The 15,905-nt window shown below is 42.8% G+C and carries 13 protein-coding genes; 4 read left to right on the forward strand and 9 right to left on the reverse strand.

All coding sequences use genetic code 11. From position 1 onward, the window contains the following. Positions 1-125 precede the first annotated feature (125 nt). From CTT31_RS09475 to tmk, 7 genes are all read right to left on the reverse strand, one after another. Positions 126-635, reverse strand: a complete 510-nt coding sequence (locus CTT31_RS09475; RefSeq protein WP_260491160.1) for a YgjV family protein — start codon at positions 633-635, stop codon at positions 126-128. A gap of 58 nt (positions 636-693) precedes the next feature. Continuing rightward, a complete protein-coding gene (locus CTT31_RS09480) occupies positions 694-4,368 on the reverse strand; it encodes a sensor histidine kinase (RefSeq protein WP_249122383.1) in 3,675 nt (1,224 codons plus the stop codon). A gap of 181 nt (positions 4,369-4,549) precedes the next feature. Then, positions 4,550-6,388 carry an alkaline phosphatase D family protein gene (locus CTT31_RS09485; RefSeq protein ID WP_260491161.1) on the reverse strand — a complete coding sequence of 613 codons (1,839 nt, stop codon included), beginning with the start codon at positions 6,386-6,388 and terminating at the stop codon, positions 4,550-4,552. Beyond that, a complete protein-coding gene (locus tag CTT31_RS09490; protein WP_260491162.1) occupies positions 6,372-7,166 on the reverse strand; it encodes a TatD family hydrolase in 795 nt (264 codons plus the stop codon). The genes CTT31_RS09485 and CTT31_RS09490 overlap by 17 nt, the downstream gene beginning before the upstream one ends. A 7-nt stretch (positions 7,167-7,173) precedes the next feature. Beyond that, positions 7,174-7,497 (reverse strand): PilZ domain-containing protein, encoded by a 324-nt coding sequence (locus tag CTT31_RS09495; protein ID WP_045990082.1) that lies wholly within the window; start codon positions 7,495-7,497, stop codon positions 7,174-7,176. Positions 7,498-7,508: 11 nt separating this feature from the next. Beyond that, positions 7,509-8,417, reverse strand: coding sequence for a DNA polymerase III subunit delta' (holB, locus tag CTT31_RS09500; RefSeq protein ID WP_260491163.1), 909 nt, complete (start codon positions 8,415-8,417; stop codon positions 7,509-7,511). After that, positions 8,410-9,063 carry a dTMP kinase gene (gene tmk / locus CTT31_RS09505; protein ID WP_211857616.1) on the reverse strand — a complete coding sequence of 218 codons (654 nt, stop codon included), beginning with the start codon at positions 9,061-9,063 and terminating at the stop codon, positions 8,410-8,412. Before tmk ends, holB begins: the two co-directional genes overlap by 8 nt. A gap of 237 nt (positions 9,064-9,300) precedes the next feature. Between tmk and CTT31_RS09510 the strand changes: the two genes are divergently transcribed. The 3 genes from CTT31_RS09510 to CTT31_RS09520 all read left to right on the forward strand — a co-directional run bounded on the left by CTT31_RS09510 (position 9,301) and on the right by CTT31_RS09520 (position 13,624). Next, positions 9,301-10,488 (forward strand): sugar ABC transporter substrate-binding protein, encoded by a 1,188-nt coding sequence (locus tag CTT31_RS09510; protein ID WP_211857618.1) that lies wholly within the window; start codon positions 9,301-9,303, stop codon positions 10,486-10,488. Then, positions 10,463-12,613 (forward strand): ATP-binding protein, encoded by a 2,151-nt coding sequence (locus CTT31_RS09515; protein WP_260491164.1) that lies wholly within the window; start codon positions 10,463-10,465, stop codon positions 12,611-12,613. The genes CTT31_RS09510 and CTT31_RS09515 overlap by 26 nt, the downstream gene beginning before the upstream one ends. Before the next feature lie 567 nt (positions 12,614-13,180). After that, entirely contained in the window at positions 13,181-13,624 is a 444-nt protein-coding gene (locus CTT31_RS09520; protein ID WP_039497863.1) for a hypothetical protein, read from the forward strand. Between the two features lie 240 nt (positions 13,625-13,864). On the opposite strand, the gene CTT31_RS09525 is transcribed toward CTT31_RS09520, so the two are convergent. After that, positions 13,865-14,293 (reverse strand): organic hydroperoxide resistance protein, encoded by a 429-nt coding sequence (locus CTT31_RS09525; protein WP_010604667.1) that lies wholly within the window; start codon positions 14,291-14,293, stop codon positions 13,865-13,867. Positions 14,294-14,482: 189 nt separating this feature from the next. Here CTT31_RS09525 and CTT31_RS09530 point away from each other — a divergent pair, with 189 nt between their 5' ends. Continuing rightward, positions 14,483-14,914: a MarR family winged helix-turn-helix transcriptional regulator gene (locus CTT31_RS09530; protein ID WP_260491165.1), complete on the forward strand. Its 432-nt coding sequence runs from the start codon at positions 14,483-14,485 to the stop codon at positions 14,912-14,914. A gap of 19 nt (positions 14,915-14,933) precedes the next feature. On the opposite strand, the gene CTT31_RS09535 is transcribed toward CTT31_RS09530, so the two are convergent. Continuing rightward, positions 14,934-15,824 carry a LysR family transcriptional regulator gene (locus CTT31_RS09535; RefSeq protein ID WP_130164138.1) on the reverse strand — a complete coding sequence of 297 codons (891 nt, stop codon included), beginning with the start codon at positions 15,822-15,824 and terminating at the stop codon, positions 14,934-14,936. Between the last annotated feature and the right edge of the window lie 81 nt (positions 15,825-15,905).

Genomic DNA, 15,905 nt, shown 5'->3' on the forward strand with positions numbered 1-15,905 from the left:
AGCTTAGAAAGCAGACAAGACACACCTAATTCATTGAGTTATTTGATATATTTTAAATTTATTCTAATTGGTCTCTACAGCAGTATAATTGGATCCATTTCAACTCGGCTGCTAGCCTGAGCGTTTTACTCAGCCTTCAAATTACTCTTTTTACGTTTCAAATAAATTCGCCCTAGCCCAATCAAATTACTCACCAAAAACGTACTTTCTAACACAATCGCCATGGGTGAGCCGACATAGCAATTATGTATCAGCCAGCACACCGTACCTAACATCATTACACACCGAAATGCCACCTGCTCGCGAATAAATGCACCAAACGTCAACAAAACACTACCAAAAATAGCATAAAGTTCGTAATTTGCATTTAACTGTACTAAAGGTGGCACTGTATTGAGTAGTAGAAACCCGATAAGCAAGCGCTTTGACTGCGACTTGATAAATACCAGATATCTGAGGCTCGCAACCGCCATAAGCAAAGCACCAGCCGTAGCATCAAGTAGATAGAAGTGAATTGCAGTGAGTGCAGTCGACAAGCTTAGTGCCAATAACACCTGCTGGCGTTTCATAAATTGAAATGAGGCGAGATCGAGTAAAACAGCAACGGTAACCAAAACTTGAGATAATAAGAACATGACAAACTCCTAAAAGAAGCATTGTCACAGGCCGTTAGCTTGCTGTAATTCACCTAAGTTAATTTTCAGCCGTTATTTTCTTAAACGGTACTTTTATTGTAATTTCGACACCTTGTAATTTCGCCGTTTTACAGCGGATCTCGCCTTTTAAAAGTTGCGTAACCAAATTATAAACAATATGCATGCCTAATCCGCATCCGCCTTGATTACGTTTTGTGGTTACAAATGGCTCAAACAAGGTCTTTTGCATTGCTTCGTCCATGCCGACACCATTATCGCGGTATACAATAGTCCAGTGGCTATCTGTCGCCTCGACTAACACGCTGACTGTGCCAGAGGCACTCCCCTCAAAACCATGGATAACGGAATTGTTAAATAGGTTTGCCATTATTTGATAAACCGCGCCTGGATAGGTGGAGAGATTTACATCAGCATTCCCATCTATAGACAAATATACTTCTTTATTTTTAGCCAATGGTTTGAGTGAATCAAATACATCATTGATATATTCAAGCAGGTTAATATCACGCTCCGTCTCACTGGATTGATCGACTGCAACTTGCTTAAAGTTACTAATAAGGCTTTCTGCTCTTTGCAGATTGCGACTGATCAGCAGATAGCCTTCTTGCTGTGCATCGATAGAGGTGACCAAATCTTTTTGCTTAAGGGTTTTATTCTCAAGCTTTTCTACCAGCTCAGATAAACAATCTTCATTATGCGAAAGTGCGGTGATAGCTATACCTAACGGGGTGTTGATTTCATGCGCAACACCCGCAACCACAACACCCAAAGAAGCCATTTTTTCACTTTCAATCAAGTCTTCTTGCGTTTGCTTTAACTCAAACATTGCTTGCTCAAGTTTCTGATTCTTTTTATATAGCTCATCGGTGCGCATCGCGACTTTTATCTCAAGTTGCTCGTTTAACGACTGCAAGGCTTGTTGATGTGCTTTTAAATCAGCAATATCTTTCAGTGCCCCCGCTATCCGCGTTGCTCTACCATTGTCATCTCGGGCCACCACCTTTCCTCTGTCTAATACCCAGATCCATTCTCCCTGTTGATCTTTAACTCGAATAGACAGTTCATATACGTCTTCTCGTCCGTCTACACAGGATTGCAGACGCTCCTCAAGTAACACACAATCCTTAGGGTGTACAAACTGGTCAAGCTCATTGAGAATAAGTTTATCTTGGAGTTCACTAAAGTCGATCCTTGGATTCACGCTGTAGCGATAAATTTTACCCGACTCAACATGCCAGTCCCAAAGTTCGTCACCACTCGCCCACAACGACAACTCCAACCGCTCTTGTAGTGCAGACATTTTCTGATTATCCCGCAGTACTTGTTGATAACGCCGTTGTCTCGCTCGAACGAATGCAGCGATGATCAGCACAATGACTAAGGTGTAAAGGGTTTTCGAGTAGGCATTCCACCAAATTGGCGCGGCAATATAAATACTAAATTCATGAACGGGCGACTGCATATTAAAGCGATTTACGGTATAGGTTTCTACTCGATAGGTGCCGGGTTCAAGCTGGAGTAAGTTTATTTGCCGTGCTCCATTTGCAAGTTTTAACCATTTGTCGCTTAATCCTTTAATACGGTAGTAAAAGTTCAGCTTCTCAGAACCAAAATCTAAGCTTGAATATTGAAGCGATATAATATTTTGGTCATAGCGTAGCCGCAATGAACCCGCAAGCTCTGGCGCGACCGTGAGGATCCCATCAAGACTTGGCTTTAACGGCTCGCCTAATAATTCGATTGTGGAGACCAAAATAGGTCGCGCGGTATTTGAAATTGATACATTCTGAGGAAAAAATTGATTAAAGCCTTTGGCTCCACCCATAAAAATTCGACCATCAGGGGCTTTCCACGCGGCATTGTAGTTAAACTCATGGGCTTGCACTCCGTCAATGGGTAGAAAGTTATCAATAGCAAAATCCATCACATTGACGCGCGACAGCCCACCACTGGTGCCAAGCCACATGTATTCGTAGTCATCGTAAACCAGCCCCCACACGGCTTGGTTTCCTAGTCCTTCTTGCTCACCAATAGTACGGACAACTTTCATTTGTTTATCAACTAAACTAATACCCGCTTCACTTGCAACCCAGATACGTTGCCATGGATCTTCATCGATCATAAAGACCAAATTCGACTTTAAGCCATCCTGTGTGGTGAGGTTATGAAGCTGACCTTTACTAAATTTGAACAAACCCTCACCGATAGAACCAAACCATAGGTCCTGTCCGACCACTTTAAACGACGACACATGTGACGGCGCATCTGAACGATTTTCAAAAAACTGCACTAAGGTTTTCGATTCTTCGTCGTACCTCATAAGACCTAGCGTCCTTGAACTCACTAAGATCTGAGATTGGTACTCAATGACATCATTAAAACTGAGTTCTGGGCCATTATCAGAGTCAGGCATCAAATGGCTATATTCCCCTTGAGTTAAGGCGTATCTAACAACGCCATCTCCCCTTGTTGTTACCCACAACGTGTCATCATAAATCTTTACTTGAGTGATAAAGCTTCCTTTGATTGCAGACAAACTCGGGAAAATTCGATGCGCTTCGATAAAGCTCGATTTTTGATAAATATATAAACCGGATGACGTACCTATCCAAAAACGTTCACTACTGTCTAATGCGAAATTCCTAACATCAGGATGCCCCAAGGGAGCGTGCGGAAAGTTTTGTTCACCAACATGACCAAACGACTCGCTCAGCTGACTAAAAAAATGTAGCCCCTGTGATTCCGTACCAATCCATAAATCACCATTTCTATCTCGTTGAACGCTCAGAACATTGTTGTCTTGCAGTCCGTCATATTGCTCTGCACGACGATACCAATGACGTTTGATATTACCTTGCAGGTCTAAAATAAACACACCCGTGTTGGACGCGACGAGTATTTCATTCGCCCTGACTTTAATTTGATGAATACTAAGATTTACTTTCGCGCTGACCGACTTTTGCCATTGCACTTTATTGAACTGAGTGTCGAAACTAATGATTTTATCATCCGCGTCAACCACGAATATCCGTCCGTGGGAAAGCGACAGTGTTTTAAACTCACCTTCCAACAGAACATTGGCTCCGACTTTGTCTTTTGGCTGACTGACTAGGCCATCCGCATTGAGGTAAACAAACGCATCCCTTGTTTCTTGGACTTCACGAACAAATTTACCGGTTAAATAAAGCTTTTCAGGCGTCAAGGTTTGGTAGTTAACCCGGTAAGCGTCGCCTTCTTCTGTTGATACAGTGACTGATTCACCATAACAAGCCACTTTTTTCACTCTATCTGAGCTCACCGCCTCATTCTGCGCCGCTAAGATAGAGCGAAAGGTCCCCGCTTCAGTATCGTAAATGCTAAGCCCAGTACTTGTTCCAACCCAGATATATTTGCCACTGTGGCATAGTGAGGTAATAAAGCCACCGGAGAGATGATGTTTGGAGTTCTGCTTTACTTCAAATTGAACAAAATCATGACCATCAAAACGATTTAGGCCAGACTGTGTGCCAACCCAAATGTATCCGAGTTGATCTTGCGTAATTGCAGTGATAGTGACCTGACTGAGGCCAGAATTATAGTCATAGCGTCGCATAACCTGCGCCGTATCGCTAAATTCGGGAAAACTGGCGGCACAAGGAAAGCTCGGTAATAACAACAGCAGCAACACACAAAACCATTTCAGTGTGCTGTATGGTACAACGAACAGAGACATGCGCTTGAGTAGAGTCATATAGTCGAGATGTTAGCCCGCGTTATATTAACTATAGCAAAAGCGAAAAAGAGCATGTGCTTTTTGATGGCTTTAGTGTATCACGCAAGCTCACTCGTACAGCCAAGCTAAGCTACAAATAGCTGAAGTCGGTTTATTCAATTCTAAAATCTATTACCAAGGCTTATAACTCAAAATGACTGTGGATCCCCGTGCCGTGCAGTAGCTCATACTTCTCTAGCAAGCCGTTCTCAAGCGTTACTAAGCTAATCGCAGAGTCTGACACCAAATAGCCATGTTTTTTTAGCGACGAAGGATGCTTACTTACAGATAGCTGCCAACGTTTCGTAAAGAGATTCAGAGGACTATATTTGGCATACAAAATCGTGTCCATCTTATCTAAAATATTGATAAGCGGCTTTGGAAATTCGTTTTTTATTCCTGATGCAGTTAGCTGCCAAATACGATTATCATGACGACCAAAACGTGCCTGAACCGAAAAGCAAAACGAATAATGTACATCGCCGGAGAGTATAATGGTTTCTTTGGGTGTATCTGGACGCTTAAAAATTTCTATGAGCTTCTTCGCAGCCCCTTCATGCGCCATCCAATTTTCCACATCCACCATCAGTGGCTCACCACACGCATTAAATACAGCTTGTATGGTTTCGATTGCCTTTACCCCAAATACTGGCGCAGGACTGACCATCAATACAGCACTGTGGTCGATAAGCGTGTCTTGCAGCTCCATCAGCATTTCCCAGTCGAGTAAACCACTTGGTTCATTGAAATCCTGTTCATTACGCCAGCGGTGTGTGCGAGTATCTAGCACCACCACTTTAGGAAACGTATCTAAACAATAATGCCAGTGTGTGAATCGACGAACTTGTTTGTCAAACGCCGAAAAGTGCCATTCGTTGTCAATCAGGCTTGAATTAAAACCTGATGTCAGTGCCCCGCTATACTCAAACGCATCATTACCAATGCCTTGAAACAACCAATAGCTAATGATGCCATTACTGATTATACGGCGACTCACTTTATGGTTTGCAATTGCCTGTTCCCATTTAGCCGTCAAGTTCCAATCATCGGTCACATCATGGTCATCAAACATCATCAGAACGGGCACGTTCGCACACAACCGCTCAGCGCTAGGCAACGTTTCGACAAAGCCTTTTAAGGCGTCAAGTTCGGACTCAAATATTCGCCTAACTTTGTCGTTGCCACCGTCATAATGAAGCGCATCAAAGTTAACCAACTGCCAAGCAAGATGAGAGAAGTTTAACAGGTAACAGGCGACAAACTCTTCGAAGAAAATTAGGTGATTAAAAGCCTTAACACTAGAAAAGTGCGGTTCATCCTTTCGAAACCAGTAACCCGGTGAAAACTTTGAGCGCTCCTGCCATGGCGTCTTCGGCAGATATAAGTGGCGATGGTAAAGCTGGGCTTGTTGATCAGCAGGTAAGTGCATTGGCAATTTGGTTTCTTTAAACAAACCTAGCCTTGCTATAAGTTGATGAATAGCCAACAACATGGCGCCGGCAACATCATCTGCATAGATCTGATCGCCAGAAAAAATACACAAGTCAGCACCTAATTCACCAAGCTCGCGCTGCTGCTCCTGCCACTGATCCGCAGTATGTAGACTGTCTTTTGCGTGGTGATGCGGGTTACGGCATGAGCCATGTAATATTTGATTGAGCACAGCAGGTATCGCAAAGCTGAGCTCTTCTCCGTAACGTAGATAATCTGGCTTATACGCGGCACCGTTAATAAGCACTTGATACTCGAGCAGCTGAGCAGTTGGCAGAGCCTTCTCGCTGCATATCATCAAAAAATGCAAAAAGCAGGCTGCACCGAGCTGAAATGTCTCAACCTCACATCGACTTTGATGGGCCAATAGCGAAGCCGAGATGTCCACGGCTTCACAAGTAACAACCTGAATACAAATTTTATTCTGCTCAGCTCGGCGAACCAGCGGGCCCATCAACACCTGAGGTAGCTGATTAAGTTGTGCTACCATCTTGGCGTTTCACCAAATTAAATAAAGAGTAAAAGTTATTCGTGGTTTGCTCTGCAAGCGCTTTGTAGCTCATTCCTTTTAAGTCAGAAATATAATACGCAACGTCTTGTACGTAAGCAGGCTGGTTAGTTTTGCCACGATGTGGTACGGGTGCAAGATAAGGTGAATCGGTTTCAATCAGCAATCGATCCATAGGGATTTGCTTAACGACTTCTTGAAGCGCCGTCGCATTTTTAAACGTCACAATACCTGAGATTGAAATGTAAAAACCAAGGTCTAGTGCCTGTTTTGCCATCGGCCAATCTTCGGTGAAACAGTGCAACACGCCACCGCAATTTTGCGCATTGTGGGCACGCATGATGTCTATCGTGTCCGCTTTTGCATCGCGAGTATGAATGATCAGTGGTTTTTGTAGCTGATTAGCCACATCTATGTGTCCAGCAAAGCTTTCTTGCTGTACCTGATGCGTATCTTTTGAATAATAATAATCTAATCCAGTTTCACCAATAGCAACGACCTTATCATTACTCGCCAGTTGTATTAGCCTTTCAATATCCAGTTTATCTTTTTGATCTAGTGGATGTACCCCACAAGATGCAGAAACATCATCAAAATGGGCTATTTTTTCTAACATGGATGGAAATTGGTCTAGCGTCACGCTAACGCATAAAAAGTGTTCTACTTGTTTTTGTCTCGCGTTGCTGAGTACTTCTTCAAGGCTTAGGCCTAACTTTTCAAAATCGAGTCTATCTAAATGACAGTGAGAGTCTACAATCATACTGGCTCTACATGGTGTAAGTTGGTTTATCTGAATGCAAAGTCGCACCCAAAAGCTTATTTATTTTATCGTTCAAAGCTGGCGCGTCAACAAACGCAACGCCAACCCCAGATGGATTAGAATTTTGCGCGCCTTGCGGTGTTAACCAAGCAACAACCACTTCAACTTCGTCCGCTTCAAGGGCGTCAGGCAAGGTGACTCTGAGCTTTAATTCTTGCCCCATATCAAAATGGGCATTGGACTTGATAAATATGCCACCGGATTTCAGAAATGGCATATAACAACGATATAGCTCATCTAAATCTTCAAAATCCGCAAGTAACTCTTGCATGCACCACCTCTTTATAGCTGTTTTTGTAAGGCAAAAAGTAAATTAGAAATGCTCAGGTTTTGATTTAACCCTAACACATTTTTCTGTTCGTACATAAACCGATGTACTAAGCTCACTAAGTCTTGATACTGAGTAAAACTCAAACCATTCCCTTGTGTCATCGCCCCTTTTAAACGGTTGAGCAAAAAACGGGCGAATACATCACTCATTGCGCTGTGCTTTAACAAAATTTTTTCAACCGTTTGCGCACTCTCTACTGTTAATTGATTCGCCGCGTGATAAAGCGCAGTCACATCGTCAAGCACACCTTCTTGTTGCCACGTTTCGATAATAAATGGCTGTAGAGAAAATTCATCAAACCAAGGGAAATCACAAGCGACATTCTTAGCTGCCAGCCACTGCGCGGCCTCTGCTTGATTGGGCGAGTGAATCGCCACTTTATTACAACGGCTCAAAATGGTGGCAGGTAACTTACTGTCATCATCGCTGGTAACGACCAAATAACGATTAGCATTTGGCTCTTCAAGTGTTTTTAACAGCGCATTTGCGGCTGAATGGGTCATCAAATGCGCGTGTTCAATCAATGCGACTTTATTGCCACCTTGCTGCGCTGAATGGTTCAAGAAATGCGTAATCTCTCGAATTTCATCCACCCCGATTGATTTGCCCTCAGGCACTACACTCAGTCTATCAGGGTGATTACCAGCTAAGTTCAAGTTACACGGCTTACATTGCCCACAGGCAGTGAGATTTTGTGGATGTAAGCATAAAAGTGCATCTGCCAAGTGCGCCGCAAGCAGAGACTTTCCCACGCCTTTTTTGCCCGATAACAACTGAGCATGGTGCAAACGACCATTATGCTGTGCCCGAGCAAGATAACTCAAAGTGTCGCTGTGCCAACTTGGAAGCAAATTATTCATTGCCACCTACTGTAAGGTATGTGGCTATCAAGCTATCAAGTAGTTCAATACTTTGCTCAAGCACTTGCGCTTTACTTTGACTGGCATCAATCACAGTAAATCGTTCAGGGTCATTCTTCGCTTGAACGAGATAACCCTCACGTGCGCGCTGCAAAAATTGTTGCTTTTCATCCTCGAGTCTATCTAGCCCCTCACCTCGCGATTTGACTCGCTTTAAGCCCTCTTCAGGGTCCAAGTCCAAAATCAAATTCATGTCTGGACGAAAACCGCCAAGCGCAAGCTGATTAATGGTTGTGATGGTGGCAAGATCTAGTCCTCTTGCATAATGTTGAAAACTAAATGTTGCAGCGTCAAATCGATCAGAAATAACGACTTTGCCTTGCTCAAGTGCTGGAATAATTTTTTCACGAACGTGCTGAGCACGCGCAGCCCCAAACAACATAAGCTCCGTCATGTCTGTCATTTCGGGGGTTGAGGGATCTAGAATGATTTCTCTGATCTTCTCTGAGATCTCTGTTCCACCAGGTTCACGAGTCATCACAACTTCAATACCGCGTTGTTTTAAATGCGCTTCCAATCCGGCAATAACCGTCGTTTTTCCAGCGCCATTGCTGCCATCGCAGACCAGCATAAACCCTTTTTTCATAGCAAGGACGTACTCATCATTCTTATTTGACTGTTATTTTATCGTGTTTTAGTGAATTATTCACGACTGAAATAGAATTGAATTGCCTAGCAAATTGAATTTGTCATTCTGAAAATAATTTAAAACAGAAAAATTTGGTCTACAATAACAAGCACATCCGATTAGTTTTATGTAAGAACCGCCCCATGCCGAGCAACATTAACATGCCTTTTAGGCCCGTAAAGGAAACGTATTGATATGCTGGGTAAAATGCTTTGTTTGGTGTTCATGTTACTTCTTCTGGCTTATAGCCCAGTACATGCACGTGCAAGTGAACCGCCAGAGATAGATGTCGCGGTAGGACTTGAAAACTTTGATTTTCAGCCATTATTTGAAGAATTTAGTGCAAAAACAGGAATTAAAGTTAACATTCTTGCTTTTAACAACAATCAGTTGAAAAGCGAGTTATTGTTGTATGCAGATGCCCTGCAGTTACCGGATGCCGTGATTATTCCCAGCGATTATATGGGGTTGTCGGAACTGCAATTTTCTCAGGTGCCAGAATCTTGGTTAAGTAAAAAGCTCACACAAAAAGTCATTGAGAACAGTAAAGTCAATGGTGAGCTTAAGGGCGTACCAATTATGTATGGCAACCATCTTGTACTCTATTACAACCGCGCACTTGTGCCACACCCTATTACCGACTTACAAACCTACGCACAGCATGCTGTAACAGACAAACCTACGCTCGGCTGGAATTTTTATGAAATGTATTGGTTTGTGACCTTTGCGAACGCGCTTCAGCCTAACCTCATTCAGGCTGGCGTGCCACAGCTTGACACCAAAGCGATGCGCCTCGCAATTTCCAATTATCAATCACTTCTCAACAGCGGCATCATAGACGCTGATTGTGTTTATCAATGCTTAATGAATCGCTTTAAGACTGGCAAGCTCGATTACTTTGTGAATGGAATTTGGGCATATCGTCAACTTAAAGACAAGCTTAAAGACGACCTAGCTATCGCGCCTTTACCGAGGTGGGGTAATCATCAGCTGATGTCTCTAGCATCGTCTCATGTACTGGCTTTTCCTGCCAATGGCATAGAATCTAAAAAAGGTCCGCATCTAAAGCAGCTTGTTGACTTTATGCAAAGCCAAAAGGTACAAGATAAACTATGGGATGAGCTCAATGCGCTGCCAGCAAACGGCGACAGCTTAGCTGAACTTACAAAACGCGGCGACAAAGCACTGTCTCAACTGATTGCATCTTTGCATGAAACCTATCCACAACCGAATGAACCTATTATGGCCTATATTTGGGAAGCCATGTTAAAGGGACTAACACGCTATTTAGGTGGTGTGTATAGTGTCGAAGAAACGACGCAATATATGCAATTTATCGTCACAAAGTCGGGACAGAATGAAAGCAAATCGCAGCATCGTTGATGAAATAAAAAGAAAAATTACGGCATTATTCTCTCTCTTCCTGGTTGTACTGGTTGCGATGGTTGGTTTTTCTCTTATGCAACAAAAGGCAACCTTAGAGCAAGAAGACGTTAAACGCACTGGCGCAAGTCTTATCAGCGATTTTAAAGCGCAAGTCAATGAGCTTATCTATCAAGTTGCAGCATTAAGTGAGGACCATATTTTATCTACATTACCGAGCGATCTACTGTTTACTCAATACGCGGTTAAGGCGCTAACTAACTTAGTCGACAATACCGACATGGTGAAGTCTGCGTTTATCAACGATGGCTCCGTGTTTACCGTAGAGGGATATCCTTTTGATACCTTACGTTGGAACAACTCCGTATTTAGCGAGCATGCTAACAAGGTCCTCTCGCAACAGCGACGCACTTTAAGAATCGACAAACTTGTTGTCCCAGTTGAAAGCATTGAAAAAAAACCGTCTGATCAGGCCAAATTGTTTCTCGCCATTCCCCTTAGACAAAAACTATCATCGTTAATGCGTCCTTATAAATATACGGGTGTGCTATTCCTCGAAGTCGATCTTGAGCCATTTTTAGGTTCCAATCGGGAAAAAGGCTCTATCTGGCTCACCAGTCAAGAGCTTGTGCTTGAGGGAACACAGTCCTCAGATGCCACTGAAGGTGTATACCGTAGTCCTATTTATTCACTAAAAGACGATTTTGTAGCACTTGATTTACAGCTACAACGAGAAGCCGAAGTATACAGTAACGACATTTTACGCGCAGTGTTATACATAGTGCTTATCGGGTTGATGCTAGTGGTATTACTTACCTGGTATTTACGCCGATTAGCAAAACGCTTGACCAATCCGATGCAAGCACTTGAACGCCATTGTGAACGACTGAAACGAGGACATTACGTTTCTGCAAAAAGCGATTTTGAATTTAGAGAATTAAGAACTCTTCAAGTGACCCTTAACCAACTTGCGAAGCAAATCAAAGAGCAGATCAGCTCTCTTGAAAGTGAAAAAGTAAAAGCACAAAGTTCAGAGCGGGCAAAAAGTCACTTTTTGGCGAACATGAGCCACGAATTAAGAACGCCACTTAACGGTATTTATGGCGTATTTCAGTTGATGAAGCATCATAGAAATGCAGCAGACTCCAAAGAACTCATTGCGCAAGGCATGACGTCCACAGAAACATTACTTAGCTTACTCAATGATTTACTTGATTTCTCTAAAATTGAAGCGGGTGAATTAAAGATGGAATCAGCGACGGTGGATATTAGAAATATTGTCACTGAAGTAAAACAAGAGTTTGTCCATACTGCCAGTGCTAAGCAAATCGACCTGATTATTCATACTGAGGAACTCGCTAACCCCTATCGACTTGGTGATTCGCTGCGTTTGAAGCAGATACTAAGGAATTTAATATCCAATGCCGTTAAATTTACCAGTGACGGCTCTGTAACCGTTATACTCCAAGATGGCGGTAAACATCTCTCCATCCGAGTAATAGATACGGGCGCCGGTATTTCCGAAGTCGCGCTAAAAAAGCTATTTAATCGATTTCAACAGGCAGACTCGTCGACCACCAGAAAGTATGGAGGAACCGGGCTTGGACTTGCAATTGTAAAGCAACTCGCCGAGTTAATGGACGGCCATGTTACGGTGACAAGTAAAGAAGGTATTGGCAGTGAGTTTACAGTTGAACTCGTACTCGATATTTGCGACGCACCAGAACAATCTCTCATGCAAGACTTGCAAGCTATACCCGCCTTGAAGGATAAAAACCTGCTACTTGCAGAAGATAACCCACTTAATCAAAAAATATTTAGTGCCATGATTAAACCAACTGAAGCGAATCTTGTCATAGCTCAGGATGGTGAAGAAGCGATTGAGCTTTATCACGAATTGAAACCTGATATCTTTTTTGTCGATATTCAGATGCCAAAAAAAGATGGCCTAAAAGTATGTTCAGAAGTCAGAGAACAAGATAAAACAACCCCGCTGGTTGCCGTCACAGCCAACGTGATGTCGGGAGATTTAGAAAATTATCAGCAACTTGGATTTGATAATTGCGTCGCAAAACCGATAGATATGAAAAAACTTTATGAAGTGATAAATACGATTGTGAGTTAACGGTCAATTTCGCCCCATTTTAGTTGGCTAGATGTAATAAGCTAAATTGAAGAAAGTTCACTTAAGTTACAATTGAATAACATCGTAGAATTCTTATAATCTTAGCCTTGAGGGCCTGTTGATCTTTCAAGTTTGTTTTTGCAGCAGTTTGACTGGTATTTATACAAGGCAGAGCCTGCGTAGCATAGTCATTCTATGTAAGTCTGGCGATAAAGACTTTGTGCTCCTGCAAAGTCACCTTACCCCACATCCTTGTGGGGCAACACAGAAGAAATGCCAGTCAAGCGCTGCCCTTTGGGTTCACCTGAGTGCGCTTTGTTCATTGTTGCTCAACTTTTGCCTAGATTACTAGGCGGCAAGTCGAGCGTCGCTACCAAAACACACTCAGAAGAACAAAAATCAAACAGCAAAGGTCAACAGGCCCTAGTTAAAAGCGCAGACATTCACTTCAGGTAAACTTCTTCTCGTGCAACATTCAATTAGCATTCAAGTCTTTATACCATCAGCATTTTTACCAGCACTAGTTGCATGGTTTCATCGAATGTAATTTCATAGGAGTCAAAAGGAATGACAACCATCGTCTATAACGCTAAAGCAGCAGAAATAGCCTGTGATAGTAGAACCACTACCGACAAGATCATCGTTACCGATAACGCTCAAAAGTGGTTTGATTATCACGGCTGGAGAGTGTTTTGCACTGGCCAGACATGCGATATATACAATTTGCAGCACAATTTTTCAAATAATCAGTTTGATAAGATTGAGAGTTTGGAATTCATTAAATACCACCCCAAAAAAGGCGTATGGTATGGCTGTGTAAAAAGAGGCACCTGTAAATCTGAACCCTTAGCGCAATCTTATGCCATCGGCTCTGGCCAACAAGCAGCGATGTTTGGTTTACTCAATGGTTATAATACGGTGGAAATCGTTGAGCAAGTTAAACGTGTTGATTTTAGAACGGGCGGTGATATTCATTGCTTTAATGTCACCGACCCGTTAGAAAACACATAAGCCAGCGTCAAAATACGCTGGCTCTAACTCACTTAAGTGAGTTAACCTGAGCTTCGGATAATTAATGCCTTTCTAGCAGCCAGTTTTAACGCTAACTGCGTTGAATTCACTTCCAATAGCCAGCTATTGGTACGTAAATTCGCCTTGTTATCCTCAAAACTCTCTGGCTAGGTAAGAAGATAGTTTAAGGTGATTAAAAAACAGTTAGTTAGTTCATTCCTTATCCAAACCTCAGGTTAGTTAAATAACTGAAAGCTCAACCGCGATATTGCCACGAGTAGCATTTGAATATGGACAAACTTCGTGAGCTTTCTCAACGAGTGACTGCGCCGTGTCTTTGTCTAAGTCGCCAACCGATACCGCCAATTTCACCGCTATCCCGAAGCCACCTTCGATTGGCCCAATAGACACTTCAGAGTTAATATGTGTGTCTTCTGGCAACTTAACTTTTGCTTTGCCTGCCACCAATTTTAATGCGCCAATAAAACACGCCGCATAACCTGCTGCAAACAACTGCTCTGGATTAGTCCCTTGCCCGTCATCACCACCTAAGCCTTTTGGTGTCGAAAGCGCAACATCAAGACGACCATCGTCAGATTTTGCCACACCTTCTCGACCACCTGTGGCAGTCGCTTTCGCCGTATATGCAATACTTTGTAATTCTTTCATTTCGTTCTCCTAAGTTTGTGCTTGTAGAGTACTCACCTACACCCTAACGCAGCGAGGCTTTACTCTAGATGAAGTAAAATCAATTCAATATTCATTTTGTATACAAAATAATAGAATCAATTTTTTAGAATTGCAAATACTTTGTGTACAAATTAAAATATAGCTTAGCTACATTTGTAGGAATATGTGATGAACTACCCACAACTAAAACTAGACGCCCAAATCTGCCACCGCCTCTACATGGCTTCCAATGGTATTGTCCGTGCTTACCGAGCATCTTTACAAAAACTCGACCTAACCTACCCTCAATATGTGGTGATGATGGCACTTTGGGAGAAAGATGAAATCAGCATTGCTGAGTTACTAGAGAAAACCGCCATCGATGGCGGTGCTATGACGCAAATCTTAAAGAAAATGACTGACAAAGCCCTGCTCTCTATCGTTAAAGACGAAAAAGATAAGCGCAAACGAGTGGTAAAACTACAAAGTAAGGGTCATGATCTGCAACATCAAGCTGCCACAATTCCTGAGCAGATCCGCTGTAAATTTCCAAGTATCGACGAGCAAAAAGCACAAACACTTATTGAATTACTAGATTCGATCAATGGTGATTTGGCTTAAAGTCGAAATCAATAGAGGGTCATTGTAGCGCGCGTTCTAAATGTGCCAGAAACGCTGATATTTTTTTGGCCAGATGTTTACGGCCAGCATAGAACGCATAAAGCACAAGGTCTTCCGGTTGCTGCTCTAACTCGATTGGTATCAGCGCGCCTGACTCGATTTCTGCTTTACAGGAGTTCAGTGGCAAGATGGCAAACCCAACCCCAGATAGCGCGGCAGATTTGGCTATAAACCCACTGTTGACTCTGAAGTTCGATTTAACATTCACCGTCGTTAATCTTCCTTCCTTGGTGGTAAATATCCAAGGCGTACCGTTTACGGCGGTAAGGGTTGAAATACAAGGAAGAGACTGTAAATCTGCTAATCTATACGGCGAAGTATGCTTTTCTAGCAAGCTGGGAGCTGCCACAACAACGCTTGGTAATCGAGCCAGCTCTTTAACCACCCAATTGCTATCCTCAAGCTTGCCACGATGAAAGTAGAGCACAACATCAAAGCCATCTAAGAGGTTTTCTCTCGGGCTCAGGCTAGTGTCACAACTTATTGATATTAATGGATGCGCAGCACAAAAGGTTACCACTGCTTGACCGAGAATGGGGATATCGGGCATCACTATACGCAAATGACCTATTGGCGTAGAGGCATGTTTATTGACTTCTTGCAACGCATCCGACAGCGAATCGATTAACGGCTTGGTACTGGTATAAAGCTGCTCACCCGCCTCTGTCACTGAGATCCGTCTTGTCGTTCGTTCCAACAATCTTGCATCAAGCTTTTCTTCAAGTAGTGCGATGTGACGACTTACGTTAGAGGTCGGGATATCCAGAAACTCTGCCGCTTGTTTGAAGCTTAAGCATTCATAAACACAGTGGAAACTGTTAAGCCACTGAGGGTCAATCTGATCAATCATTTTATTAGCCCAAAATATGGGTTTATCAATTCAATAATGGACACTTTATTACCTAATCAAGGCTAATACAATCAAGACTTC

The sequence above is a fragment of the Pseudoalteromonas maricaloris genome (genome assembly GCF_024746855.1).
GTDB classification, from domain to species: Bacteria; Pseudomonadota; Gammaproteobacteria; order Enterobacterales; family Alteromonadaceae; genus Pseudoalteromonas; species Pseudoalteromonas maricaloris.